This is a genomic window from Sphingomonas melonis, from assembly GCF_013409985.1.
Lineage (GTDB): Bacteria > Pseudomonadota > Alphaproteobacteria > Sphingomonadales > Sphingomonadaceae > Sphingomonas > Sphingomonas melonis_A.
The window spans coordinates 937,087-962,271 of record NZ_JACCBY010000001.1 but is presented as its reverse complement, the minus strand read 5'-3'; the positions used below and the strand labels follow the sequence as shown (position 1 = coordinate 962,271).

Genomic DNA, 25,185 nt, shown 5'->3' with positions numbered 1-25,185 from the left:
AGCCGAAGCCGATGAAAGCACTCGCGACCGCTGTCCGCCACCGTTCCATCGCCTTGACGTTTGGTCCCGCACACCTTCGTTCGGCGCCAATGCTACGCGAACAACCTTCCACCCTCGAAGATCAGGTGCCGACGCGCCCCGTCTTCGTGGGCCACGACGTGACCGACGGCCCATGCCGTCGAGGGGCCGCGGGCATATGCCAGATCCGCCTGACAGACGCCGACCGTGCAGATGCCGCCGCGCCTCCTGGCGCGACGAGGCATGCCCCGCCGCCTGCGGACTCGCCGTTCGCGTGATGCATAGCTCCCGTTCAACGCGGGCGTCCGCTGCGAACTGCGAGTGCTTGGCGGGGCGGCCGCCGGCCTTCTCCAGCGGTCGGCAGGACCGCGTCACCTCGTCGCCGAGCATCATCTCTCGAAGAGGTGGCGGACGGATGTCCTGATCGCGCAGGAGGTTGCGCTGGTACTGCACCAAGGGCTTACGGACGCGGATCTCCTCGTCCGAACCGCGGCACCGGCGCCGCTCATTTCCGCCAAGGCGTCTCCAAGGGCAGGAGACCGACCTCGATTCGATGTTCGTCTCGCCCAACAGGCAGGACACGTCGCTCGCAACGAAGCTCCGGCCTCTAAGCAGCGGGTGATCGATCAGAGCATCGATGGGCAGACCGACCGCCGCCGCCGCCATCGTATCCGGCCAGTTCCCCGGCACCTTGATCCTCGCCATTCCCCCCGTGGTCGAGAGAATGCAGGCTTGGCCACGCAGCGTGACGTCGAGACATCGGCCGGCTGCCGAGATCTCCATCCAGTCCGCCAGCGCGCCGTCCATCATGACCGCGTCACCGACACGCAGTGGAAGAGCATGGACATCGAAGCGTGGAGCCGTGGGCGACCACGTCCCCCGCCCGAAGGCCCTGATCCTGGGGCGGCCCCGTACGAAGCGGCCGCGTGCCCGGACCGCCCAGCGGAACCCGGCCAACCCCTGCTTGGCCTCATCCGCTGAAGTGCTGCGAGGACATCGGTTCCGCCGCTCGCCAGCACGTCCGGGACGAGGGCGGACATCGAACGAAGCGCATCGGCAAGGTAGTTCCGGAAGGCCGATAGACGCATGGCGGACGCCAGACGATCGATAGCGAGGATGTCCTCGCGGGCACGGCGCCCGGCTTCCTCTAAGCCGACCATCTCCCCCTCCCCATGACGCTCGGCCGTCATGACGGCCTTCCGCCGGTCTCGAGGAAGAGCGTGAGGAGCCGTTGGGTCAGAGCGGAAGCGCCGCTGCCGTAGGCGAGTTCCCCCCACGCTTCCCACCGGTCGACCCGTTCGGCGAGCCAGGCATAGAAGTCGTCACGCGTCCTGGAACTAGCGAACGGATGGGACCACATCACCCGCCGGAGTGGCATCCTGCCGCCCAACCCGATGCCGGTGAGCGTCACCAGGGAGTGCCTGCCGACCCGCTCACGCGCGAAGACGTGCGGCCGTCGCGCCACGCTGCGTTCGAACGCCCGCAAGGTGGACTCGCGTTCGTCATCGGCGGCGTCGCGACCCCCTCGGGCGACCGCCTCGACGATCTCGGTGAACGGCAAGTCGATCCAAGCCGGCTCGCGCGTCGCCTGCAGCATGAGCATGACGGACCGGCCTTCCGTGGAGAGGGGCGCGCCGAAGACGGGCTGTCTGCCGTCCACGTCCAGCAACCCGACCGATCCCAGCCAGCATTGATAGAAGCGCCAGAACATCAGGTCGCCACCGAGAAGATCATGCATCGTCTCCGTTCCGTAGGAGCCGCGCCGAGCGAAAGCGCACAGCACGCGCAGCAGCAGCTCCTGCTGCTCCGACGTCCCGTTGTCCGGTGGAAAGCGGAGATGCCCATGCCAGTAGGCGTCGCGAACGGTGTGCCAGCGCCGGCCCTGCTCATCCTCGAGGGCGCCACGCGACGACCGGAGCCACCACCCCCAAGGCAGATCGGCGCCGCCCATTTCCCGGACCATCAAACGTCTCCCGCGCCAGGATCGAGTCCGACCGGCGGCAACGGCGGACCTTCACGCGGCGGAACCTCCCCGCCATCGGCGATCGCCCGAAGCTGGGCGGCGAGGTTGCGCACCTCGCGACATACGTACGCGTCGTCGCGATACTCGCGGCCGATCTCGGTGGCGAGGAAACGTCCGCGAGGGTGACGGCCCTCGTCGGGTGCGAGATCGTATCCGTAGTCGCAGTCGAACCCGAACCACCAGAGGTGAGCGTCCTCCACCCGTCGGCTGGTGGCGTGCGTGGTCGCCGGGCCCAGCCGGATCTTCCTGGGGACGTGACAGATGCGCCTCGCCTCCACCACGATGCGGCGCTCCGGCGTCGGACCTTCCTCGCAGATGCGGGCGTAGGTGAGACCGCCATGCACCTCGATGCCGAATTCGGCCGGTATCGCCTCGTACTTCCAACCCCAGAGCGGGTGATCACGGGAAACACCGACGTAGCCGCTCAGATAGCCGCCTTCGGTCGCGCGCATCATGATGCACTCGTAGCCGCTCGCGGGATCGCGCCAGACCACCTTGTCCGCCTCCCCCAGCCAGGGACCCGCCGTCTCGGAAACCAACCCGTTGACGTAGTAGATCTCGTCTGCATCGATGGTGCCCCCGTCCGTGACATACGGGCGACCCGCGATCAGCGTGGTGCCCTCCTCGCGGAGGACGGTGCCGCCGGCGCCTCCGCCGATCTTCAGGGCAGCCTCGGCAGAGCCGAGGATCGGGACGAGCATCCCACCCGCCAGCTCGACCGGAACGTTCACACCCACCTTCTCACCATGGTCTTCTCCATCCCTTCTGATGTCGTTCGACCGGCACCGGGCGGCCGTCCAGGCACGTCCAAGATGCGTGCCGCAACGACCGCGCCGCCGCCGGTGGGGCGTTGGCCGACCAGCCGGGTCGGCTCGCCGTCGGCACCGTCATCGATTGTCATGGACTCTTCTTCTCCCTGGCTCACAGGAACCGGGTGCGGGCGGTGACCTGCTCAAGGTCCGGACAGATCGCCTTGGGGTTGGCCTCGACCGCGTATACGTTGGCGGCGAGCCAGAACTGCTCGGGCACGAGATCGTCCTCGGCGACCTCGCGCCACCATACCCTGCGTTCCGTATCCCACCGGTAGCCACGGGCACGGAGCAGATCCTTCACCCCGAAATCCGCTCCCTTCGCCCGCACGATCCAGCTGGATTTGGCGCCCCGCTCGATCATCTCCGACAATGCCGTACGACCGCCGCCGTCAACATGTCGGAGCATCTCGATCAGCGCGTCGACATCGGCCGAGGCACGGTGCCCGCAGTGGTAGAATCCGTTCTGCACAAGAAGGTAGCCGAGCACCCTGCCGTCGAAGCCCCGGGCCTTCCAGTCGACCTGACGCATGGAACAGCACCAGGCGAGTCCCCGAGCATCGGGAAGTCGGGCCTCCACCCAGGCCCGGTCGAACGACGAGTTGTGCGCGACGACGAAGCTCGCCGAGCGCAGGAGGCGCGTGGCGTCGCCCTCGTCGATCTCCTCCCCGACGAGATCGATGTCGGTGAGCCCGGTGAGCGCCATGATCTCCGGGCTCAGGGGGGCACCTGGATCCTCGCGCCACTCGTAGGCCTCGTCGACATCGGTGATGACACCGTCACGGTCATAACGAAAGCGCCGGATGGCGAGCTCGATCACCTTGCCGGTCCGATGGTCCAGCCCGGTGGTCTCGACGTCGACCGCCACGCCGACGAACGGCCCGCGTCCGGTGCCATCTCCCGTCGAACCTTCCGACAGCCGCAGCGGGTGGAGTACGCGCACGTCCCCCGCGTCGGCCGCGTCATCGCGGCCGACCTCGGTCTGCATATCCATGGTTCACTCCTTATCGGTGGCGTTCGTCACCGCCGCATGGAATGCGGCGGCCGTCCGTCCGCGAAGACCGCCTTGCCGGTCAGCGGCAGGGCGAACTACGCGGACGGCTCGTCACGCCTGGATGCACTGCTGGATGTCGACCGCGAAGGTGGGCGCCGCCGGAGAGGCGTGGTCGCGCTGCATGCGGCGGATGAGCTCCACCACGGCGTCCGAGACGAGCGCCACCACCACCGGCGAGGCCCTGTGGATCCCCGGTCGGATGTCAGCGACCGCCGCCAGGTCCGGGCCGAAGCGCCCGGTGAGCCGCGCGCGGACCTCGTAGATGTTCCGGGCCATCGAGGCATGGAACGCCTGGACCATGACGTTGTCGCGCGTGTCCACAAGCGTGGCCGTGTACAACCGCAACCTGGTGGAACGCACGGAACGCGACCGGTCGGCGCGGCCCGCCGCCCCGTCGTCGGCCCCGTACAGGTACTCGGACTCCGCGTCGTCGAACTCCTCATCGTCGTCGTCGGCCAGCAACGCGTCGACCGGTTCCCGCTCGACGTCGAGGCCGAGCCCGAGGCCATGCACGAGCACACCGCGCTCGCAGGCGTCACGCCGCAGACACGCCTCCATCGCGCTACCCCCATCGAAGACCCGCCTCGGGGCCAGCATCCAGCTCATCGCGTCCCGGGGGTTTCCGTCGCGCTGGAAACGCGCACCGGCCTCCGCGGCCACCAGCGCGACGCGACAGATCGCGCGGTCGGTGGTCACCACCTGGCGATCGGTCGGCGCGTCCTCGGCCAACGGATCGAGCACCACGATCCCACGAGCGATCGGCTTGGTCGGGCGGTCTGCAACGTCAACGTCCATCACACTGCTCCCTCTAAGCGCCATGGGGCGCCGGCCGTCGGGTTCGACAACCTCGGACCCCCAATATGGAGACGGCGAAAGATAGTTCAATAGTTCTGGAACAGTTGTATGGTTAGCATGCCGTTACCATATCGCGGATCAGACCTTGGACGGGGGTGATCGCTTCGCGTATCAGTAAGAGGTGGAAAACATGCAGGCCATGCAGGTGATGAGCGCACTCGCGCAGCCGACTAGACTGGAGGTCTGGAGCAGACTCGTCGAACGGCTGCCCGCAGGCATGACCGCGGGCGACATCGCCAAGGCGGCCGGGGTATCGAAGAACGGCATGAGCTCGCACTTCGCGATACTTTCGGCTGCGGGCCTACTATCGTCCCAGAAGGTCGGCCGGTCCGTGATCTACAAGGCCGAAACCGCCGCGGTCGCAGGCCTGAGCGACTTCCTCATGCTGGCGGCCCGGCCGGACGCGGTAACGAAGGCCAGCGATGTCGCGACGGACCGGCGTTCGACCCACCGCTGACTCGAACAAGCACGCTGAGATCGGTCGAACCCGCATCCGATCGTCGTTTAACCGGTGGTCAGTCACCGAATCCCCCGCGCTGTCCTCCTTCCGACGGGGTGCTCCGATGCATGCCGTCCCGGCCTGTCCCTGCCGGAACGAAGCCCGGTAGGTTCACCGTCCCGGTGGTACGTTGATGCGAAACTCCGCGCATCGACGCGGCGACATCGACGGCGCCCTCCGGCAAGCGCCGACCTCGAAACTCCGGTACGGAACGTGCACCGCCGTGATGCCGAACGACGCAATCCCGCGAACGAGGAGGCCATTGCCACTTTCGGAACGAAGCCTCGCACGATCGACGCACTCACCCGTGACGCCAAGCACACGGGGGGCGTTGCCGGGAAGCCCCGTCACGCTAATATCGGCGCATGGAACTCTTCTCGGTGACCTTGGCTGGCTTCAGGCGATTCTCGCAGAAGACGATGCTGCGCACGAACGGCAAGGTGCTCGCGCTGGTCGGTCCCAACGAGGCCGGCAAATCGTCCATCCTCGACGCGATCGCCTCGCTCGGAAACTCGGACGCGCTTGCGCTCGAAGACGTGGCCCGCGGAATGGACGAGGAGGCGGTAGAGATCGTCGGCAACTTCCTCCTCGACGAGGACGATCTGGAGGCAGCCCGCCTGACGGGCCCCCGGTGGATGAGCGTCAACAAGGATCGCAAGGGGGAGCAGACCTACGGCTTCGATCCCCCCGTTCCCGAGCGGGACATCCGGCATCGGCAAACCACGATCGATGCCACCCTCCAACTTCTCGAGGACGCGGATTTCCAGACGACCGTCGGCGAGACGGCCGACGACCTTCCCGACAAGCTACGAAAGGCCATAGCCAAGCTGTCCGGCGCGGGGCCCAACCTCTCGAAGGCCATGCTCGCCGAACTGCGGGAGACGAGCGGCGAACTCATCTCCTACCGTGACGAATTCGAGCAGGTCGCCTCCACCGTAGCGGTGACGGACCTCTGGACCGAGCTGGTCACGCTCGAGGAGGCTTCCTCGCCGGAACGACACGCCATCGACACGCTGTGGCGCCGCGTGCCGGACATCCTGCTCTTCGACGAAGAGGCGCGCGAGCTTGCATCGTCGTATTCCGTCGGCGCATTGCGCGGAGCCGTACCACGTGCGCTTGCATCGCTCCTCGAACTCGCCGGAATGAACACGGGTCAGCTGATCGACGCCATCGACTCCGGAAGCTCGGCACGGCTGACGACGCTCGAGCACCGGGCCAACGTAGCGCTGAAGGGGAGCTTCGGGGAAGCCTGGCGTCAGTCGGGCATACGGGTAGCACTGCGCCTGTCCGCCGCCAGCGTCGACGTGCAGATAAGGAACGAGAACGCGGACTTCACCTCCCTGGCGGAGCGCAGCGACGGATTGAGGCAGTTCGTCGCGCTGTTCGCGTTCGTCTCGACCAATCGATCGGAGCGACCGATCCTCCTAATCGACGAGGCGGAGCAGCGGCTGCACTACGACGCGCAGGCGGATCTCGTGCAGATGCTCACCAACCAGCGGGTCGCGTCCAAGGTGATCTACACGACCCACTCGGCAGGATGCCTGCCAGAGGATCTCGGACACGGCGTACGCCTAGTCCACCCGCAAGGCGCCGATGCTACCACGAGCGTAATCACGAACAAGTTCTGGGCGATCCAGGGTGGCGGCTTCTCCCCGCTCCTCTTCGGCCTCGGTGCGACGACGATGGCCTTCTTCCCGACCCGCCACGCCCTCTGCGTCGAGGGACCGGCCGACATGCTGCTCCTGCCGCAGCTGATCCGGGAGGCGCTCGGCACCCAGACGCTGGGATACCAGATCGTTCCCAACCTCTCATCGGCGGCGCGCGAACTCGCCCCGCTCGTTCCGGCCGAAGCATCCGCGATCGCGTTCCTGGTCGATGGGGATCCCGGCGGAAGGAAGATCAAGGCCGCGCTTCTACGCAGTGGCGTGCCCGACACGCGGGTCATCGTTCTGGAAACCCCCGATGGGCAGGGGCTGGAACTCGAGGATCTCGTCGAGCCTACGATCCTGCTCCGAGCGGTCGACGCGCTCATCGACCGTCACCATCCAGGCTCCGCCAAGTTGGGTGCCGAGGCGATGCCTGGCGCAATGCGGATGGAATGGCTGGAGGCGGGATACCAACGCGTCACCAGCCAGAAGCTGCCCAAGGTCGAACTGGCATACGAACTGCTGGACATGCTCGACTCCGATCCCGCCCTGCGCCTGCTCGATCCAGGCCGGGCCGCGTTGCTGGCCGACATCGCCGCCGGGGTCACGCAAGCGATCCGGAATCGGAGCTGAGTCGACGATCCGACGCGCACCGAAACGATATTTCACGAGGCGGTAAGCTGAACGGCGCCGATTTAGCGGTGCATGCATGATCCCGTCCATGAGTGACCGGTCCGATGGCGCTCACGAAAATTACCAATTTGTGGCTTGCGTGGTCCGTAGGCATTGGGTGCGGCGTCGCCATTCCGGCGGCCGGCATCCCGCCCGTTCTTTGACCACCGCGGCGGGATGCCGCAAGCTCACCCGGGAATTGGCCTCAGATGGCGTGCGCCCGGTCCAGAAGAGCCCGCGCGATTTCCTGCTCCGTGGCTACATGCTCTTCGATGACGCAGCGTAGATCGAGGCCGCTTATGCCTTGTTCGGCCCGTACGTGCGCCTGGGCGAGGTTCAACCCGTCCATCGATCTGACGTCCGTGCCGTCGCCGACCATGTGTGGGTAGCGCTCGTGATAGAGGTATTCCCCCGTCGTCGCGATGACCCGGCCCGTGGAATCCAAGATGGATGCGATCGCGTTGCCGGTGGCGCGGCTGATGACCTTCATGATCCCGGCGACCTGCCCCTCGAAATCGTATTCGAGGTAGCACACGCCGATGGTGGCACCATCCACGCGGACCGGCGCAACGTAGACCAGCACGCAACGGTCGTCAGACCATGGATTTCTCCAGACCTCATCGGTCATCCAGCCGGTCCCAAGCGGAGCGGACATCACCCGCTCGAACTGAACGTAGCCCTTGAAGTTCACGTTCCGTACGGCGGCGTTGTCATGGGCGCATACCGCGACGTCTCCTTCCGCATCGACCACGAACGCGTTGAGGAAGTAGGGTGAGCACTCCAGCAGCGTGCGCAACCTGCTCAAGGCCCGTGCCTCGGCCCGCTCGGATGCGTGGTCCAGCATCAGGGCTTCCGAGATCGACTGGTCGGTCGCCAGCATCCTGATGTCTATCGAGCGGTCATAGAGCGTGCGGGCCAGAGTGTCGGCGATCGACTGTGCGAGATCCGCGAGCCGCCCCCCCTCGATGTCGCGGGCGAGCTCCTCCGCGATGATCGAACCGTGGCGGAGATGGCCGAGCACCTCGTCCCGGAAGCTTGAAGCCGACGTCTTCGCCAGCCCGGCCAATGTCTTCACCTCCTGCGCGACGACGGAGAAGCCGCGGCCGGCTTCGCCCGCGCGGGCCGCCTCGATCGTGGCGTTGAGCGCCAGCAGGTTGGTCTGTCCCGCGATGGTCTCCGCCTTGGTCGCGTGGGCCGTGACCTCTCGGCTGAGCGACTCCAACAATGAACGGATGCGACGGGGCATGTGGCACTTTCCGAAAGACCGTGACGGGCTAACCCGGAAAGATTAATCACTGTTTATCCATCGTCGCGATCCACCAGGACCTCTGGGGCATTCGGCGTGCCCACTCGTGGCGACCTACGCGGAGTCTCTTCAGCCGTCACCGAGATGGTGGCACTGCAGCGGGAGGGTACGGCCGTGACGCGATCATTCGGGACACAGGTGACCACGTTCGACCGACTGATGGGGCGCTCAGCCAATATGCTCCGCAGGCCGGTGAGAAGGTGCGGCAGCATGGCTTCGTCGCCGCGAAGCTCACCGCCTATCCCCACCAACCTGCACAAGCCGATCGTCCGTAATACGTCGGATCGCGCGCGGTCACCCTGCACCCGATGACGAACGACAGCCTGGAGTTGATCGACATAGCGTCGTGGCGCTGAACGGGCTTGGCGGGATGGTCATGAGTACACCAAGGCCGGCATCATGCTCGACGACCTCGTCGCCGCCAGACCGCGCCGCCGGACGCTGTTCGAGGACGACACGGCCGAGTGCGCGAGGCTGCCGTTCGGTCAGCGACATCAGGGAGAGGTTGTTGCACGAAGGCTACCCAAACGTCTTGAGTCATACGGCGGGCATGAGCATCAAGAAGCAGTTGAGCGCGATCCTCGCTGCTCGTGGCACCGGCCCGATCTGCGCCAACGACGATGATGGTCTCGAAGCATGAACGGTAGAGACCCATCCAATGTGCAATCGAGCCTGCGTGTCGAGCGAACCCGAGACGCTGTGCGAACGCGTCTGCGCGACCGGGCGTCGGATGTGGCGCGGCCGGACAAGGACCCGGCTTAGCTTTTCCCCAAGAGCAGGGCGTTCATCGTCCGGGAGAAGAATAGCCGTCGGTCCGTCGGACTGATGTTGTAGGTGCCTGGCGGTGGCACCGCCTGGCCGAGGGCGAACGTTCGGGATCTCGGGCTTCCACAATGGCGGCGATCGGCAGTGGAACCGCACAACCGTTGCGTCGTCTCGCTGACCGAGTTCCGCGACTGGACGCCGGACAAGCACGAGGTCGGCGAGCGTGCGCCGATCAAAGGTGAGATGTGGTTCGACGTTTCGGGCCAGCCGGGATTCGCCGTTGCAGTATTCCGGCAGCGGGCGGCGAAGGCCGTGGGCTTCACGATGTTCACCTGCGACCCGAACGGGCTGGTTGCAGCTGCCCGCCCGAAAGCGATGATGACCATTCCACATGAAGCAGACTGTATCCGCCTGCTACGCGGCAGCTAAGACGATGTGGTGGCGCTTCAGCAGCCGTGCCACGCCAACGAGATGACGGTGCGAGGACGGGTGCTTCGTCAAGGACGGCTAGCAGCCGCCAATGGGCGCTCTGCCGGCGGGAGTGACAAGCAACCGGGCAGAGCGATGTTCAGCCGTGGCGGTATCGACGGTGGTACGCAACGGGGCATCGCATGGCGACTCCGCCGCCGAATCCCGCCTTGGCACGTCAGCGATCAGGCCGGGTTCTTCGCCTTTGTGTACGGGACGAACCGGCCCAGCGACACGAAACCGCGCGGGACGCGCGAGCCGCGGTCGATCAGTCGGACCGTGTCGATGCTGCACAGATGCGAACCGAACGTCCGAGTGAACAGAATGTCGTCGTCCCGCAGCGACTCGGCGCCCGAACGGGGTTCGTTGAGGTACAGCCGACTACCAGCCCGGTAGATGATCGCCTTGCCGTTGATGATCTGAGTCGAATTGACGCCGGACAGCGTGATGCAGTTCGTCGCCTTTCCAGCCACACGTCCGGCCAACGCCGTCTCCAGCTGGATCTCTGGGGTGTCGGGATGAGCAGCAACGGCCGGCGTGGCAAGGGCAACCGTCGCTATGAGCAGGGATCTAAGCATGATCATCCTCTAAGGCTGCCCTGCTGAACGGTGGCTGACCCGCCGCATCGCAGTTGATCCTGGCCGAGCGGTTGCAGCAGTCGACAGGCGTCGAAGCGAGCAGCGTCGAAACGGATATCAACGCTCATCGAATCGCAGGGCCGTCACGACGCATTGATCGAGGCGTAAGTCTGACTTGTCAGCGCCAAGGGGGCGTCTGAGCGACATGGCAGCGTTCGTACCGGCACATTGGCGATAGGCCGGCCATCGCAGAAATAATACCAGCGCCGCAGAAGCTGCCTTAGATCAACTACTTAGTCGGGGTCCTATCGCAGACTCAGGTCGTTGTGTTTGCGACGCTCGGCTTCCGCTGATCGATAGCCAAGGCGAGAGACCATGACAGTGCGCGGCCATAAGAGCCCTGGCACCACGGCCAAAATCCTCCTGGGATTGATTTTCGTCGTCAGCATCCTGACCATCTGGTTTGCGGTTCGCGCGTTCGAAAAAGAGCCGAACGGCCCGCCCGTCGGGAGCCAAGCTCTGCCGGGGCAAGCAGCGCAGCGAGCAGGCGCGCGGCCGAAGGCGCAGCCGGTCACACCGGCGACGCCGAATTGATCATTCCAGATAACCTGATCGCGAACCTCCATGCGGGCAGTCAATGATGCGCTTTTACTTCCACACTCAGACCGACATCCGCACGACCGATACCGAGGGGGTGGAATACCCTAGCTATATGGAGGCGCGGAAGGATGCGATCCGCACCTGCGGCCAGATGATGGAGGATGCACCGGAAACCTTCTGGGATTCGCGCCCTTGGAGCGTGACCGTGACAGACGCGAGGGGACTGATCCTCTGGGAGATTGTTCTTGATGGACAGGCATCCGCCGCAGGCCAGAGCATCACATCATGAGCAACCGTGTTCCAGCAGCCGGTACAACCAGCGCCGAAAGGATCGTTGATGGCCGACTTTCAAACCTCGCTCGTCCGTCTGCGCCTGTTCCGCGCCACGTTCAATCAAGGCGACTTGGTGGATGAAGACAGCAGGCTGAACGCGGACGACCTGACCTCTATAATCGATGCAGCGGAGGCATTCGGTAAAGATGCCGTCGCCGGAGACCCTGAATAGGAAGTGACCCGTGCAAAGGGGCAGTGATGGGACAGGCGCGTGAACGCTGAGTTCGCCAGCGGCCCCACCATCACCGAAGAGGCGCAATCGGATCGAGCATCGGCTGATGATGAGTGTTGGGCCATGCCGGTGGACATTGCCGATGCGTCGACCAAGGGCATCGAGACGAAGGGTTTGATGCGGTTCCGTGACGGGAAGTGGCAGCTCACCCCACTGGGCCCGTCCTACCCGCCGCACCTCGACAGATGACGATCAAGTGCATAGTCAGCTGACCGTCTTCCTGCTGTTCGCTGCGATGCTCGTGGCGTCCATCCTTGTTTTACGTTGGTACACCTCGCGCCACGATGAGGTACGCACATGATCGACCAGGATCACGAGGCTGGGCCGGAAGTCCCGTTCGGTCGATGGCTGCTGACGCAACGAGGCCGCGGGGATCGGGTGGACGAAATCGCCGAAGCCGCCCGCGCCGACCGAAACCTCCCGCACGAGAGCGACCCCGAAGCCGTTCGCGCCCATCTTCGTAAGCAGCAGGCCGATGGTAAGGTGTTCTCTGCTATCGAGACGCGGAAAGCGCGTGGTTGGCAGCCTGACGGCTGATCGCTCTAATGTTTTTTTGCCGACGCGCTGCTTGCGTTCACTGCGATGTCGTTCGAGTTCATCATGGCAACGAGCACTACGGCGTCCATTAGGTCAGAGGGTGCGCGATGCGGCATCAGATCGCCGAACCTTAAGAACGCCGAACCGTGTTGCCGGCCAGCTTCGTTCGCGCCGCTCACAGATGCGACGACCCGACCGCGCACGCAGCCAGCGGATCGTGTCGTAGGTGGTCATGGGCAAGCACGTGAAGAGCCGGCCAAACGGAAGAAGCCAAGGCCGCATTGTCGTGCGCTGCACCTTGCCGTACGTCCAATCACTATCTGGCGTCCATCGCTGCCATGGCAGCGGTCAACCGGGATCGCTACTGGATGACAGACCTGATCGTCGGATGTCATTGAACGTGTAGTTTGTCATCTCCGCTGGAGCATACCGTCTTAGGAATTCTCCGAGATCCGGCAGATCGGCGACCCGTCGCCGCGCACCCGCGGCGAGGCTCTCGAAAACACGTCCGAGTTCGGTTTCAGGAATCGCGCGGGCGAGTTCATGCCAGGCATGAGGCATGATCCGTTGACCGAGCGCGACGTGCGCCCAGCTGTCCGTCCTGAACAGATCTTCACCCGTCTGCCATGCATGGGCGCCTTCCCTCCAAGCATCGAGCCGCGTCCCCAGACTGTCGGGTATGACCATGGTGCGGCACGCCTTCCAAAATGGGGAGTCGTCGCGTTCCGTCGCATGGTAGTGGAGGATCACGAAGTCGCGGACATGGGCCCACTCGTCGGACGAGACGGCGTTGAAGCGAGCGCGGATCGCAGGAGCTACACCGGCAAGAGGAAAGCTCTGAAGCAGCCGCGTCACGGCCGTCTGGATCAGGTGGATGCTGGTCGACTCCAGTGGTTCGATGAAGCCGGCCGCCAAGCCGAGCGCGATGCAGTTACCCGTCCAGGGCTCCGGCCGGTGCCCGGTGACATAACGCACGAGCCGCGGTTCCGTAAGCGGAACCCCGTCGAGCCCCGCGAGAAGCTGGTTGCGCGCGCCGTCCACGTCCAGGAACGCCGACGCGTAGACGATGCCGTTGCCGACGCGATGCTGAAGTGGGATGCGCCAGCGCCAGCCGCTCGGGTGGGCGATGGCCCGCGTGTACGGCACCACCTTTCCGCCGCCCTCCGACTGCACGGCGAGGGCGCTGTCCGTCATCAGCCAATGCGACCAGTCGTCGAACCGCGCTCCAACGGCATTCATCAGGAGCGCGCGGAAGCCGGTGCAATCCAGGAACAGATCGCCCTCCACCCGCTCGCCGCGATCCAGCCGGAGCGCCGTGACGTCGCCGGTTTCCCCGTCGAGCTCGACCGAAACGATCTTCCCCTCGACGCGGAGCACGCCGGCGGGTTCAGCGAGCGTCCGCAGGAAACGCGCGTATGCGACCGCGTCCAGATGGTAGGCGTAGGCCAGATCGCCTGGTTGCCCCTTGGCGAACCTTCCCGACGCCGCAGCGTAGCTTTCGGCCGAGTACTCCGCGTATGCGCCCGCCAAACCGGCACGTCGAGCCTCCAGCCAGTAATGCTGGAAACCGGCCATCCATGTGCCGCGACCCGTGATGCCGAAAGGATGGAAGTAGCGATCGCCGATACGGGACCAGTTCTCGAAGCTGATGCCGAGCTTGATGCTGGCGCCGGTCGCCGCCATGAACGCCTGCTCGCTGATCCCCAGCAGATCGTGGAACCCGCGGGCGGTCGGAATTGTAGATTCGCCGACACCCACCGAACCGATCTCGTCGGATTCGACCAGCGTGATCGTCAGAAGCGGACCAAGCTCCTTCACCAGGGCCGCCGCGACCGTCCATCCAGCCGTTCCGCCGCCCGCGATGACGACGCGGCGCACCGGTGCCCCGCTCACGCATCCCGCCGAAGCTTGAGATCGATCAGACGGGCGACGTTCCGCAACGACGATGCCGCGAAGAAGGCGGGTGCGAGATGCCCGGATCGATTAAGCCGCTCGAGGGCCTGGCCGTCGAGTTGAGCAAGCCGCTCGGCCCGGACCGCGTGGCAGTCCGGAACCTGGAAGCGCCGCCCCTCCTCCACCTCGACGTCCAAGGTCACGGGCTCGATCAGTCCCTCCCTATCCCAGGCTTCGAACAATGCGGGCGCGGATCTCATGCCGACGTAAAGGGTCCTTAGGAGATCGGCGATCCCCTCGAGATAGGTCGAGTTGCCCCCGTGCGAGCGGAAGATCTCCTTGCCGCAATCGCTTCGCACGCGCCGATCATCGAGATCGATGTGGATCATGGGTTCCGCATCCTCGCCATCGGGACCGCGAGACATTCCGATCGAGAATGGTCCTCGTTGCTGTACCGCGGGGACGTAGCGGGAGATCCAGCGATCCCCTTCGAAGAACAGGTTCTCGGACTCGTCGAAGCCGAGCAGTACGACGGTGGCGTAGCTACCATCGTCCGGCGATTTCCGGATCACGATCGGAAACTCGCGTGCGGCCTCCTCGATCTCCGTGGGATAGATCTCCATCTGGTTCGAAAAGTCGCCGAACGCGCGACCGTGCTCGAGGGCGACCCGCAACTCCGCGTGATCGAGGTTGTTCAGCAACACCTGATTGACCACGTCTTCTATCTTCCTGCCGAACGGCTGCTCCTTCGCAGCCTCGCCGATCAGACCAGCGTTCCGCGTCGGATAAGTTCTCGATACCACTGCGCGCTGCGCTTCGGTATCCGTCGCTGCGTCGCATAGTCCACGTAGTGGATCCCGAAGCGCTTCGTGTAGCCCTCCGACCACTCGAAGTTGTCCAGAAGGCTCCAGACGAAGTAGCCGTGCAGCGGATACCCCTCCGCGACGGCGCGCTGTACGTTTGAAAGATACGCCCGCAGGAACATGATGCGGTCGGTGTCCTCCACCCGTCCGTCGACGAGGGTGTCGGCGCCCGGGCATCCATTCTCCGAGATGAAGAGGCTCCTGGGCTTCCAGACCTCGCTGACGTGACGAGCGGCCCAGTAGGCGGCCTCGGGCCCCACGGTCAGCCAATCCAATCCCATGGTGGGAAAGCCTAGCGGCCGTGGAACGATGGCGTAGCCCTCCGCGACCTCGGGCGCGGATCTCACGTAGATCGGCGAATAGACGTTGAGAGCGACGAAATCGATCGGGCTGGAGATGATCGCCATGTCGCCCGCGGCAACGACGGGTGGCATGTTCATATCCGCCGCGTATCGCCCGGTGAGGATGGCACCAGTGATGGTCGCATTCAGTCTGCGGAGTGCCTTCTGCGCCGCGACGACATGTTCGGGCGTCTCGACCACGGGCACCGGAGTGACGACGTTCTCCGCCCAGCCGACCTGAACCGGGCGACGGGCGTTCGCACGGATCGCACGGACGCCCAGCCCATGCGCCAGCAACGCATGGTGGCGGGCCTGATTGAGTTCCGCGGTGCCGAGCTGCATGCCTGGCGCATGGGTGCCGGCGCCGTAGCCGTTGTCTATGAAGGACTGGATCTCGTTGACCGTCATGAAGTGGCCGACGCGATCCGAATACGTGCGGGCAACCACCGCCGCGTAATCTGCGAACGCCATCGCGGTGTCCCGAGCCCGCCATCCATTCCGGAGCGCCGTTGGAAGGTCCCAGTGGAACAGGGTCACATGTGGCTCGATGCCCTTCTCGAGCAGATCGTCGATCACGCGGCTGTAGTGATCCAGCCCCTTCTGATTGATCGTCCCCTTGCCTTCGGGAAATATCCGCGGCCAGGCGATGGAGAGCCGGTAGGCCCCGGCACCTAGGTCGCGGATGAGCTGCGCATCCTCCCGATACCGATGGTAGCCGTCGCAGGAGACGTCTCCGGTGTCGCCGTTCTTCACCTTGCCCGGAGTCCGGGCATACACGTCCCAGATCGATTCGCCGCGGCCATCCTCCCTAGCCGCGCCCTCGATCTGATACGCCGCGGTCGAACACCCCCAGCGGAACGCCTTGGGAAAGTCGAACCTCGTCGGTGCAGAAAGCACCGGTCCTGCCAGACCGAGGGCGGCTCCGGCACCGGCCGCCCCCACCAGCTTGCGTCGCGTGATCATCCTCAATCTCCCTGGAGCGCCGGACCGTGGCGGAATGGTGGAACGCGTCGCGCATCACGCAACCGTAAGGCTGATCGACTTCAGGGACGCCGAACTCGATCCCGCCGAGATCGTGAATGTACCCGGCTCGACGACGAACCTCATCGCTATGTCCCAGAAGGCGAGATCGTCCGGCGCGAGTTCGAACGCCACCGTCTTTCTCTCGCCTGGCTTCAGACCGACCCGTTGGAAGCCGCGAAGTTCGAGCACCGGTCGCGGAACCGAGCTCACGTCATCCCTGATGTACAGTTGGACGACCTCGTCGCCCGCGATCCTGCCCGTGTTCGCCACGTCGACTTCAACTCTCGCGGTCTCCCCGACCGCGATGGAGGACGCTGCCAGGCGGGGGGCCGACACCTCGAAGGTCGTGTAGCTCAGTCCGTAGCCGAAAGGAAACAGAGGCTCGATCTTGCCCTCAATGTACGGGTTCTTGAACGAGGAGGGCTGACGATCGTAGTAGACGGGAAAGTCCCCGACCGTTCGTGGCATCGAGACCGTCAGCTTGCCGCCGGGATTGATCTTGCCGAACAAGACGTCCGCCACGGCGTTGCCGCCCTGTTCGCCGAGGTACCATCCCTCGAGAAGGGCGTTCGCCTTGTCCGCCAGTTTCGTCACGGCCAGCGGTCTGCCGTTCAGCAGCAGAGCGACGACCGGCTTTCCGGCGGCGAGCACCGCATCCACCAGCTTGTCCTGATCACCGAACAGCGAGATGGAGTTGCGATCGCCAGGCGCAAAGGCGCTCGTCGTCTCCCGGGTGACCTCCTCGTTGTCGCCGACGACGAGGAGCACCACGTCCGATCGGGCGGCCAAGGCCGCCGCCTCGCCGATGCGCGCATCGTTGCCGCCCTCAGGCACCCTGTGGACCTGCTGACCGGCAAGCGGCCTTCCGCGGTCGTCGCGCTGCGTGATCCAAGTCCCGTCAGCCTGCTCGATCGTGATGCGTCCGCCTGTGGCGGCCTTGATCCCCTCGAGGACGCCCACCGCCCTGTCGGGCAGACCCGCATATCCCCCCAGGTGGGCGTCGACGGAGTTGGGGCCTATTACCGCCAGCTTCATCGCGCGGTTCGGATCCAGCGGCAGAACGCCGTCATTCTTGAGAAGGACGATGGCCCTCTGCGCCACCGCCCGAGCGAGCGCCGGTCCGGCGGGATCCGCAAGGACGCGGGCGGCGCGTCGTTCGTCGACGTAGGGGTGCTCGAAAAGGCCGGCCTCGAACTTCAGCGCCAGTATGCGGCCGACCGCCGCATCGACCGCCTCGATGGGGATGCGTCCGGCCTGGACCAGCGCGGGGAGGTTACGGTAGGCGTCGCCTTCCGGAAGATTCGCGTCCACGCCCGCACGCATCGCCAGCACGGCGGCGTCGTCCTTGTCCCGTCCCATGTGATGAAGACCGGAGATCTCCTCGACGCCTCCGTAGTCGCTGAAGTAGGCCCCCTCGAAGCCGAGCAGCTTTCGCCCGATCTCCTGCAGAAGATGCTCGTTCGCATGTGACGGCACGCCGCCGACCTCGTTGTAGGACGGCATGATGATCGCGGCATGCCCCTCCCTGATCGCCTTGGCGAAGGGAGGAAGGAAGCTCGCGCGCAGCATCCGCTCCGACATGTCGGAAGGACCGATGTTGACGCCGTTCAAAGGGGTGCCGTGGATGAAGTGCTTCAGCGTCGCGAATACGCGGTCCGCGGCGATCGGGCGGGTGGGCCCTTGCAGTCCACGCACCGCGGCGGTGCCGAACTGACCGACGAGGTACGGATCCTCCCCGTAGAACTCCTCCGACCGGCCCCACCGCGGGTCGCGCAGCAGATCGAGAACCGGCGCAAGCACGACGGTCGCGCCACGGGCGCGAGCCTGTCGCGACACGTACGTGAAGACGTGTTCCATCAGCGCCGGGTCCCACGTGCTGCCGAGAGCGGGCGGGATCGGGAAGCTCGTCGCTCCCTTGACCGCCAAACCGTGTGCGGCCTCCTCGTGGAACAGGAGCGGAATGCCCAGACGGGTCCGCTCGATCGCATAGCGCTGCGCATCGTTGATGAACCTGATCGCGTCGGCGGGCTCGCGGAAGGCGGAGGCGGTGAATCTCGGAGTTCCCGCCGTATCGGACGGCCGGCCGATCTGGCCGATGCCGTGGGGCATCTCCACGGCGGCCTTCTCCGGCGAGAACGCACTGGTCCTGGCGTCCAGGATCTTGCCCTTCTCGAACCAGATGCAGCGCAGCTGCGCCGCCTTCTCCTCGAGTGTCATCCGGCTCAGAACATCACGTACACGAAGCGCTACGGGCGCTCGGGGATCGCGGTAGGCAGGTCGCTCCTGTCCAAGGGCCGGCCTCGCAAGCACCACGGCCGACGACGCCATCATCGAACGACGGGTCAACTTCATCTCGTTCTCTCCAGCATCGCTTCCAAATTGGATCGACCGACGTTCCACAGCCCGTTCCCGACCGCGGACGGTCCGCAGCAGGCTCAGATCGCAGCGGGCACGGTATCGCGGGCCAGCGCGAAGGTCGCCGCGGTCCCGGCCTCCGACGAGGGCGCGATCCATACGTCGAACGACCCGCCTTCCGCGAAGCGTCGCAGATCCGCGTGGACGAAGGCCAGATCGTCCGGCAGCAGTTCGAAGTCGACGACCGCGGATTCGCCCGGCGCGAGGTCGAGATGCCTGACGCCACGCAGTTCACGTATCGGGCGGGTGTTCGACGCCGCCTTGTCGTGCACGTAGAGCTGGACGACTTCGTGGAGGCGACGGCCGCCGCCGTTCGTGACCTTGGCGGAGACGCGAATGCGTCCCGAGCCGAGGGTCGCCGGGTCGACCTGGGTCGGACCGTAGACGGCCTTGGAGTATCCGAGGCCATGTCCGAAGGGATAGAGCGGAACGTTCCCGACCTCACGATACCGCGCCTTGTAGCTGGCATCGTCCGTCAACTGCGGTCGACCGGTGGTACGGCGGTTGTAGTAGAAGGGCTCCTGGCCGGTCATCAAAGGGAAGCTCACCGGCAGGCGGCCCTGCGGCTCGTGGTCGCCGAAGACCACGTCGGCGATCGCGGGCCCGGTCTGGGATCCGAGGAACCAGGTCGCCATGACGCCCGCGGCATCGCGCACCGCTCCTTCGAGGGCGAGGGCCCGGCCGTGGCGGAGGAGGACGAGGATCGGCTTTCCCGTCGCCGCCACCGCCTCCGCCAGAGCCTGCTGCGGCGCGGGTATGCCGATGTAGGCACGGGATTGCGCCTCGCCCGACATCTGGGACGTTTCGCCCACAACCAGCACGACCACGTCCGAGGCCCGCGCCGCCGCCACGGCGGCTTCGATGCCACCGGCCAGCGGTTCGTCGTAGCCCGATCCGGCGACCACCTTCAGGCGGCCGGACGGACCCAGCGCGGCCCGGAAGCCCTCCTCGATCGTCACGTGGGTCTTCAGGTCCGGGGCGTTTGCCCAAGGACCGGGCAGATCGGCCTTATCGGAGATGCTGGGGCCGATCAGCGCGATGGAGGCGGTCTTCGCCAGGGGAAGCAACCCGCCCTCGTTCCTGAGAAGGACGATCGACCTCCGCGCCGCCTCGCGTGCCAACGCCAGCGTCTCACGGCGCCCGACGTCGGACTTCTCGCGGCGTGGATCGAGCGACCTGTACGGATTGTCGAAGAGGCCGAGCGCGTCCTTGACGCGGAGAACGCGCCGGACGGCCTCGTCCACGACGGACAGCGGCACACGCCCCTCCCGTACGAGCCGGGGGAGATGCTTGTTGTACAGATTGCTCTGCATGGAGATGTCGCAGCCCGCCGTGATCGCCTTGACCACCGCGTCCGCCTCGTCCGCCGCATACCCGTGAAGGATCATCTCCTCGTCGGCCGTCCAATCGGACACGACGAAGCCGGTGTACTTCCATTCGTCGCGAAGGATGGTCGTCAACAGATGCCTGTTCCCCGTGGAGGGGACGCCGTCGATGTCGTTGAAACTGGACATCGTCGACAAGGCGCCCGCGTCGAATGCGGCCTTGAATGGTGGAAGATGCACCTCGCGAAGCGTCCGTTCGGTAAGCTCCGCGGTATTGTAGTCCATGCCGCCCTGCACCGCGCCGTAGCCCGCGAAATGCTTCGGACAAGCGAGGACCCGCGTTGGATCCCGGAGATCGTCGCCCTGGAAACCGCGAACGCGGGCCACGGCGAAACGGCTACCGAGCCACGTGTCCTCGCCCGCTCCCTCGGCGACGCGCCCCCAGCGCTGGTCCCGCGCCACGTCCACCATCGGGGCGAACGTCCAGTGCAGGCCGCGCGCGGACGATTCCAGCGCAGCGGCCTCGGCCGTTCGCCTGGCGAGCTCCGGATCGAAACTCGCGGCCTCTCCGAGCGGTATGGGGAAGACGGTGTCGAGACCGTGTATGACGTCCATGCCGAAGATCAGCGGGATGCCGTGTGGGGCGTTCAGCGCCTCGCGCTGCAGCTCGCGACCCACGGCGACCCCGAGGCCGTTGAAGAGACCGGTCAGTTCGCCACTAGCGATGCGCCGCTTCAACACATCGAGCGGTTCGGACACCAATCCCGGGTTCGCGGGCTTCCCGGCGAACCTCACCGGATCCGTGAAGAGGCTGAGCTGACCAGCCTTCTGCTCGATGCTCATCTTCGCGATCAGGCCTTCGATGCGACGGCTCGCAACGTAGTTGCGCTTGGCGATAGCTGGCGACATGCACATCGAGATTGCGGAGGCGGAGACACCCTTGAGCAGGGTGCGCCGGGACATGTGTGACATTAGGAGTTCGCCCCTAGATCGGATATGACAATACGCTGGGATGCCGGACGTCTTCGTGCAGCCGCCTGAAGCCACCGAGAGTGGGAAGCACCCCTAATCGCTCGGCCGCGACGGTGGCGAAACGACGAGAGTAAGCGGTGCGAGAGCAAACCGATGGACCGGTCGTGCACAACGTGACGACAGTGTTCGGAGGGCCTGCAGTTCGGCAAGCGGAGGGTGATGCGCCACGTCGCTGCTCGTGCATTCGTCCCTCCCCCGCCACGTGTTTCCGCAGCCATTCTACCCAGCAAGACAATCCAAGATCGAAAAGCAGTAACTGCCTCTTCGCCGAACCATGGTTTTCGCGATGGAATCCCGCAGGCATGTGCATGCGAGACGAGACTGAGGCACGTTGTGCCTTGGATGCTACGGTCCGTGGCTCCCGACTTTGAAGCTCGTGGCGAAGGAAGCCGTCGAGTCGCCACCAACCGTCACGTCGAAGATGCTCTCGTCGACGACCCAGGCATGGCTCTCGGCGTTCCAGTATCGTAGCTCGGCGGTGCCGAGAGTGAAGCTCAGGGTCCGGGTCTCGCCAGGTCTCAGCGCCACCCTCTCGAAGCCCTTGAGTTCGCGCACCGGGCGCGCCGACGTGCCCGATCGCTGATGGATGTATAGCTGCGCAACCTGATCGGCCATCCGTTCGCCCGTGTTGGTCACATCGACGGACACCGTCACCGTCCCCGAGGGCGATATGACGGCTGGCTCCACTCTGGTCTTCGAGAAGGTGAAGGTCGTATAGCTTAGACCATGCCCGAACGGGTAGACGGCTCCTCCGGCGTCGTTCCAATAGCGGCGATCGGCATTGACCGGGTCCATGGTGGTGAGATGCGAGTAGTACAATGGCAGCTGGCTGGCGTTCCTAGGCCAAGTGAACGGCAGCTTTCCTCCGGGTACCGCGTCTCCAAACAGCAGATTGGCGGTGGATGCGCCAGCGGCAGATCCGGGATACCAGACTTCAAGAATCGCCGCTGGCTTAGCCCCATGAAGATCTAGCGGCCTCCCGTTCATCAGCACGACGACCACCGGCTTTCCTGTGCCGACCACCGCTTCCAGCAGTTCCTGCTGACGGCCTGGCAGATCGAGCGACGACTTGGATGCAACCTCGCCGACCATGTCCTGCCCCTCCCCAACCACCAGCACGGACACGTCGGCAGCGCGGGCCGCTTCGACCGCGCGAGCGATTCCTGCAGTCTCGTCGATGTTCGGGACGGACGTGTGAGGATCCCCAACGACACCTACGAAGGGAGAGGGACGCATTCGTTTCGGAAGGTTGACTCCTTGCGCGACGACGACGTCAACACGCGAGCCGACCTTGTTCCGAATGCCGTCGAGTATGCTGCTCGAACGCGGATGGTTCTGCTTGAAGACCCAAGGCCCAAGGGCATCGGCAGCGGAACCGGCGAGTGGACCGATGACTGCGACTGAGTTCAGGCGCTTAGCGTTCAACGGCAGCACGGAGCCCTCGTTGCGAAGGAGGACGGCAGATCGCTCGGCCGCAACCCGCGCAGCGACGAGGTATTCCGGTCGCGCCAGCGCTCGGGTCGCCTTCGCGGTATCGACGTACGGATGCTTGAAGAGACCCATGCGAAATTTCGCGGTGAGCACGAGCCGAACGGCGTCGTCCAACCGCTGCGCTGAGATCCTGCCGGCGGCCAGCAGTTCGACGAGGCGCGGCGAAGCAGGATCGCTCGTCGCCATCTCCATGTCGACGCCTGCACCAAGTGCGCGTCCGGCCGCGTCGGAGAGATCGGATGCGAAGCCATGCTTCTGCAGGTCCTTCACGGCGTTGTTGTCGCTAACGACGAAACCGTTGAAACCCCATTCTTTCCTCAGAACGTCGGTCAACAGCCAACGGCTACCTGTACTCGGCACGCCATTCACCGGCATGTAGGCGCTCATGATCGATCCTACACCCGCGTCGACCGTCGCTTTGAATGGGGGCAAGTAGACGTTCCATAGGTCCGCGTCGGAGATGTTGGCCTCATCGTAGTCACGGCCGCCGAGCGAGGCACCATAACCGGCGAAGTGCTTGGCACCCGCAATCACATGGTTCGGATTGCCAATGGCGGCTCCCTGGAAGCCACGCACCTGCGCAGCCGCCATAACGCTCCCCAGATACGGATCCTCTCCTGCTCCCTCGACGATCCGGCCCCAGCGGGGGTCGCGCGAGATGTCCACGTTGGGGGCGAAGGTCCAGCCGATCCCGACGCTACGTGCCTCCGCGGCCGCCACCGCCTGGCTTCGCTCCACCAGCGAGGGATCCCAGGATGCGGCCGCCCCGATCGGCACCGGGAAGATCGTGGTCAGCCCGTGGATCACGTCAAACCCGAATAGAAGCGGAATTCTGAGCCGGGTCTTGGTAAGCGCTATGTTCTGCAGTCGATTGGCGACAACCGGATCAGTCACGAAAAGGACGTTGCCGACATCGCCCTTCGCGATCCCCGCCTCCAGGTCCTTCCTGATCGTACCGTAATCCAGCAGAAAGAGATTGGTGAGCTGCCCCACCTTCTCCTCCGGCGTCATCTGCGAGATCAACTTCTCGACGGCACGATTCACCGCGGCGTCATCGCTCTGAGACACCGCGACGTTCATTGGCGCGGGATCCGACGCTCCCGTAAGAAGAAGGAAGGCCGCCGTTGTGCTTGCCTTCCAACGCCGACTGCGGAGGATCGTAATCATCGTCATTCCGTCTCCATTGATGCCCTGCCACAACGCCCCACCGATGCCCTCGAGCGGGTTGCGGAGTTAAGTCCGCGGGACCGTCTTCTATCTGTTCAGCCGACGAAGCAACAAGGCACGGAGCTGACGCGCCTGCCGCTCGTCTAGCGGTCCAAGCGCACCGCGGGCAGCCACGGGCAGGTGAGCCGCCGCTCGTTCAGGCGGCCCGAAGATGTAGTAGTCGAACATGGCGCGCCACGCCCGCTTCTCGTCCGAAGGCCGATCCCTCAGGCTGAGCATGGCATGGAGCAGCGTGTCCATGGGCGAATCCATGAAGCCTGGAACTTCGCTCCACCAATAGTTGATCATTGCGTTGATCGCGCCAAGGCCCTCGACCTGATGCCACCAGAGAGGAGGAAAGAACAGTACGTCGCCGGCGTCGAGTTCGGCTATCTCCGCTTTGCCCAACGCCTCGCTAAAGCGCGGGAAACGCTCGGGATCCGGAGCGGAAAAGTCCACCATCGAGACCGCCTGCCCACCGGGGGTGAGCTCGAGCGGACCGGGATAGAGATTCTCTATCTGATCCGGTGGAAACAGGGTGAATCGCCGGCGACCCACCACACAGCACGCCATGTTGTTCAATACGTCCCAATGCGCCGATGCGATCGTCCGATTGCCCAGCCATAGGCTCACCAACGGTGGGTTCGTGGCCCGCCGCTCGAGGGCGATGCCGAGATCGTTCTCCCCGCGGAGGCCCGGAAGGTAGCGATCCACGTCAGTCGATCCCACGTAGAGGCCAGGCGGATCGCCGTCATCGATTTGGGCCAGAAGTCGATCCAGAACGGCGCCAAGCGCCATTCGCTCGATCCGGAAGTTGAGCCCATCCACCTCCCGCGTGTAGTGGAAGCGCCCCTTGACCTGCGGCGGTGCGATGGACGCGGTGATCGGCTCGCCCCGGTAGAACCCCTCGAGATACCTCATCGCGTCCTTGGGGGAACGCAATCCGTGACGAACCAGCGGCCAGTGGAGCAGAACGCCCTTCAGGATCACGGGACGCCCTTCCGCCACGAGTTCCCCGATCGGAACGGCATGCGCCGACACCCCTTCCAGGACTTTCGTCCTGGAGACTATTCGCGCGGACGCTGGAAGGCGACTTGAGTCCTCGAGCAATCGACCATCCTCCGAGTACTTAGAGCGAACGCAACCCAGATAAAAAGGAGGCCGCTGCAAGGTGCAGCGGCCTCAGCGGGGGAGGGGTTGA

The 25,185-nt window shown here is 65.1% G+C and carries 22 protein-coding genes; 8 read left to right on the top strand and 14 right to left on the bottom strand.

Translation table 11 applies throughout. The features are described 5' to 3' along the window. Positions 1-1,204: 1,204 nt before the first annotated feature. The 5 genes from HD841_RS04640 to HD841_RS04620 form a co-directional block, all read right to left on the bottom strand. Positions 1,205-1,981 (bottom strand): hypothetical protein, encoded by a 777-nt coding sequence (locus HD841_RS04640; RefSeq protein WP_179507673.1) that lies wholly within the window; start codon positions 1,979-1,981, stop codon positions 1,205-1,207. Continuing rightward, on the bottom strand, positions 1,981-2,772 hold the full coding sequence (locus HD841_RS04635) for a hypothetical protein (RefSeq protein WP_373562928.1): 792 nt from the start codon (positions 2,770-2,772) through the stop codon (positions 1,981-1,983). The genes HD841_RS04640 and HD841_RS04635 overlap by 1 nt, the downstream gene beginning before the upstream one ends. Continuing rightward, positions 2,769-2,942: a hypothetical protein gene (locus HD841_RS04630; RefSeq protein WP_179507672.1), complete on the bottom strand. Its 174-nt coding sequence runs from the start codon at positions 2,940-2,942 to the stop codon at positions 2,769-2,771. Before HD841_RS04630 ends, HD841_RS04635 begins: the two co-directional genes overlap by 4 nt. A 20-nt stretch (positions 2,943-2,962) precedes the next feature. Further along, complete coding sequence (locus tag HD841_RS04625; protein ID WP_179507671.1) at positions 2,963-3,844, bottom strand: 3'-5' exonuclease; 882 nt, start codon at positions 3,842-3,844, stop codon at positions 2,963-2,965. A gap of 111 nt (positions 3,845-3,955) precedes the next feature. Beyond that, positions 3,956-4,699: a hypothetical protein gene (locus tag HD841_RS04620; RefSeq protein WP_257015224.1), complete on the bottom strand. Its 744-nt coding sequence runs from the start codon at positions 4,697-4,699 to the stop codon at positions 3,956-3,958. Positions 4,700-4,889: 190 nt separating this feature from the next. Here HD841_RS04620 and HD841_RS04615 point away from each other — a divergent pair, with 190 nt between their 5' ends. Together HD841_RS04615 and HD841_RS04610 are read left to right on the top strand one after the other, a co-directional pair. Next, positions 4,890-5,216: an ArsR/SmtB family transcription factor gene (locus tag HD841_RS04615; protein ID WP_179507670.1), complete on the top strand. Its 327-nt coding sequence runs from the start codon at positions 4,890-4,892 to the stop codon at positions 5,214-5,216. Between the two features lie 407 nt (positions 5,217-5,623). Next, positions 5,624-7,537, top strand: coding sequence for an AAA family ATPase (locus HD841_RS04610; RefSeq protein WP_179507669.1), 1,914 nt, complete (start codon positions 5,624-5,626; stop codon positions 7,535-7,537). Between the two features lie 244 nt (positions 7,538-7,781). On the opposite strand, the gene HD841_RS20850 is transcribed toward HD841_RS04610, so the two are convergent. After that, positions 7,782-8,822, bottom strand: a complete 1,041-nt coding sequence (locus HD841_RS20850) for a cache domain-containing protein (RefSeq protein ID WP_179507668.1) — start codon at positions 8,820-8,822, stop codon at positions 7,782-7,784. Positions 8,823-9,791: 969 nt separating this feature from the next. Between HD841_RS20850 and HD841_RS04600 the strand changes: the two genes are divergently transcribed. Next, the gene (locus HD841_RS04600; protein WP_179507667.1) at positions 9,792-10,076 is read left to right on the top strand and encodes a hypothetical protein; all 285 of its coding nucleotides are present in this window, start codon (positions 9,792-9,794) and stop codon (positions 10,074-10,076) included. Positions 10,077-10,300: 224 nt separating this feature from the next. Here the strand turns inward: HD841_RS04600 and HD841_RS04595 are convergent, their stop codons facing one another. Continuing rightward, a complete protein-coding gene (locus HD841_RS04595; RefSeq protein WP_179507666.1) occupies positions 10,301-10,693 on the bottom strand; it encodes a hypothetical protein in 393 nt (130 codons plus the stop codon). 375 nt (positions 10,694-11,068) lie between these two features. On the opposite strand from HD841_RS04595, the gene HD841_RS04590 reads away from it, so the two are divergent. From HD841_RS04590 to HD841_RS04570, 5 genes are all read left to right on the top strand, one after another. Continuing rightward, the gene (locus HD841_RS04590; RefSeq protein WP_179507665.1) at positions 11,069-11,287 is read left to right on the top strand and encodes a hypothetical protein; all 219 of its coding nucleotides are present in this window, start codon (positions 11,069-11,071) and stop codon (positions 11,285-11,287) included. A gap of 43 nt (positions 11,288-11,330) precedes the next feature. Further along, the gene (locus HD841_RS04585) at positions 11,331-11,582 is read left to right on the top strand and encodes a DUF6894 family protein (protein WP_179507664.1); all 252 of its coding nucleotides are present in this window, start codon (positions 11,331-11,333) and stop codon (positions 11,580-11,582) included. Positions 11,583-11,630: 48 nt separating this feature from the next. Then, positions 11,631-11,798, top strand: a complete 168-nt coding sequence (locus tag HD841_RS04580; protein WP_179507663.1) for a hypothetical protein — start codon at positions 11,631-11,633, stop codon at positions 11,796-11,798. Positions 11,799-11,837: 39 nt separating this feature from the next. Continuing rightward, positions 11,838-12,047, top strand: a complete 210-nt coding sequence (locus HD841_RS04575) for a hypothetical protein (RefSeq protein WP_179507662.1) — start codon at positions 11,838-11,840, stop codon at positions 12,045-12,047. A gap of 108 nt (positions 12,048-12,155) precedes the next feature. After that, entirely contained in the window at positions 12,156-12,395 is a 240-nt protein-coding gene (locus HD841_RS04570) for a hypothetical protein (protein ID WP_179507661.1), read from the top strand. A 348-nt stretch (positions 12,396-12,743) separates the two neighbouring features. Here the strand turns inward: HD841_RS04570 and HD841_RS04565 are convergent, their stop codons facing one another. From HD841_RS04565 to HD841_RS04535, 7 genes are all read right to left on the bottom strand, one after another. Further along, complete coding sequence (locus HD841_RS04565) at positions 12,744-14,273, bottom strand: tryptophan halogenase family protein (RefSeq protein ID WP_373562927.1); 1,530 nt, start codon at positions 14,271-14,273, stop codon at positions 12,744-12,746. A gap of 11 nt (positions 14,274-14,284) precedes the next feature. After that, the gene (locus tag HD841_RS04560; RefSeq protein ID WP_218845361.1) at positions 14,285-15,004 is read right to left on the bottom strand and encodes a SapC family protein; all 720 of its coding nucleotides are present in this window, start codon (positions 15,002-15,004) and stop codon (positions 14,285-14,287) included. A 47-nt stretch (positions 15,005-15,051) separates the two neighbouring features. Continuing rightward, positions 15,052-16,455: a GH1 family beta-glucosidase gene (locus tag HD841_RS04555; protein ID WP_179507659.1), complete on the bottom strand. Its 1,404-nt coding sequence runs from the start codon at positions 16,453-16,455 to the stop codon at positions 15,052-15,054. Between the two features lie 54 nt (positions 16,456-16,509). After that, on the bottom strand, positions 16,510-18,867 hold the full coding sequence (locus HD841_RS04550; protein ID WP_179507658.1) for a glycoside hydrolase family 3 N-terminal domain-containing protein: 2,358 nt from the start codon (positions 18,865-18,867) through the stop codon (positions 16,510-16,512). Positions 18,868-18,950: 83 nt separating this feature from the next. Further along, the gene (locus HD841_RS04545) at positions 18,951-21,218 is read right to left on the bottom strand and encodes a glycoside hydrolase family 3 N-terminal domain-containing protein (protein WP_179507657.1); all 2,268 of its coding nucleotides are present in this window, start codon (positions 21,216-21,218) and stop codon (positions 18,951-18,953) included. A gap of 414 nt (positions 21,219-21,632) precedes the next feature. Next, entirely contained in the window at positions 21,633-23,858 is a 2,226-nt protein-coding gene (gene bglX, locus HD841_RS04540) for a beta-glucosidase BglX (RefSeq protein WP_179507656.1), read from the bottom strand. A gap of 174 nt (positions 23,859-24,032) precedes the next feature. Continuing rightward, entirely contained in the window at positions 24,033-24,992 is a 960-nt protein-coding gene (locus HD841_RS04535; protein ID WP_373562953.1) for a cupin-like domain-containing protein, read from the bottom strand. Positions 24,993-25,185 lie beyond the last annotated feature (193 nt).

Excerpts from the sequence above, each read along its gene's own strand:
- HD841_RS04640 (WP_179507673.1), bottom strand. The coding sequence starts at position 1,981 with ATGGTCCGGGAAATGGGCGGCGCCGATCTGCCTTGGGGGTGGTGGCTC.
- HD841_RS04630 (WP_179507672.1), bottom strand. The coding sequence starts at position 2,942 with ATGACAATCGATGACGGTGCCGACGGCGAGCCGACCCGGCTGGTCGGC.
- HD841_RS04625 (WP_179507671.1), bottom strand. The coding sequence starts at position 3,844 with ATGGATATGCAGACCGAGGTCGGCCGCGATGACGCGGCCGACGCGGGG.
- HD841_RS04620 (WP_257015224.1), bottom strand. The coding sequence starts at position 4,699 with ATGGACGTTGACGTTGCAGACCGCCCGACCAAGCCGATCGCTCGTGGG.
- HD841_RS04615 (WP_179507670.1), top strand. The coding sequence starts at position 4,890 with ATGCAGGCCATGCAGGTGATGAGCGCACTCGCGCAGCCGACTAGACTG.
- HD841_RS04610 (WP_179507669.1), top strand. The coding sequence starts at position 5,624 with ATGGAACTCTTCTCGGTGACCTTGGCTGGCTTCAGGCGATTCTCGCAG.
- HD841_RS20850 (WP_179507668.1), bottom strand. The coding sequence starts at position 8,822 with ATGCCCCGTCGCATCCGTTCATTGTTGGAGTCGCTCAGCCGAGAGGTC.
- HD841_RS04595 (WP_179507666.1), bottom strand. The coding sequence starts at position 10,693 with ATGCTTAGATCCCTGCTCATAGCGACGGTTGCCCTTGCCACGCCGGCC.
- HD841_RS04590 (WP_179507665.1), top strand. The coding sequence starts at position 11,069 with ATGACAGTGCGCGGCCATAAGAGCCCTGGCACCACGGCCAAAATCCTC.
- HD841_RS04585 (WP_179507664.1), top strand. The coding sequence starts at position 11,331 with ATGATGCGCTTTTACTTCCACACTCAGACCGACATCCGCACGACCGAT.
- HD841_RS04580 (WP_179507663.1), top strand. The coding sequence starts at position 11,631 with ATGGCCGACTTTCAAACCTCGCTCGTCCGTCTGCGCCTGTTCCGCGCC.
- HD841_RS04570 (WP_179507661.1), top strand. The coding sequence starts at position 12,156 with ATGATCGACCAGGATCACGAGGCTGGGCCGGAAGTCCCGTTCGGTCGA.
- HD841_RS04555 (WP_179507659.1), bottom strand. The coding sequence starts at position 16,455 with ATGATCACGCGACGCAAGCTGGTGGGGGCGGCCGGTGCCGGAGCCGCC.
- HD841_RS04550 (WP_179507658.1), bottom strand. The coding sequence starts at position 18,867 with ATGAAGTTGACCCGTCGTTCGATGATGGCGTCGTCGGCCGTGGTGCTT.
- HD841_RS04545 (WP_179507657.1), bottom strand. The coding sequence starts at position 21,218 with ATGTCCCGGCGCACCCTGCTCAAGGGTGTCTCCGCCTCCGCAATCTCG.
- bglX (WP_179507656.1), bottom strand. The coding sequence starts at position 23,858 with ATGAACGTCGCGGTGTCTCAGAGCGATGACGCCGCGGTGAATCGTGCC.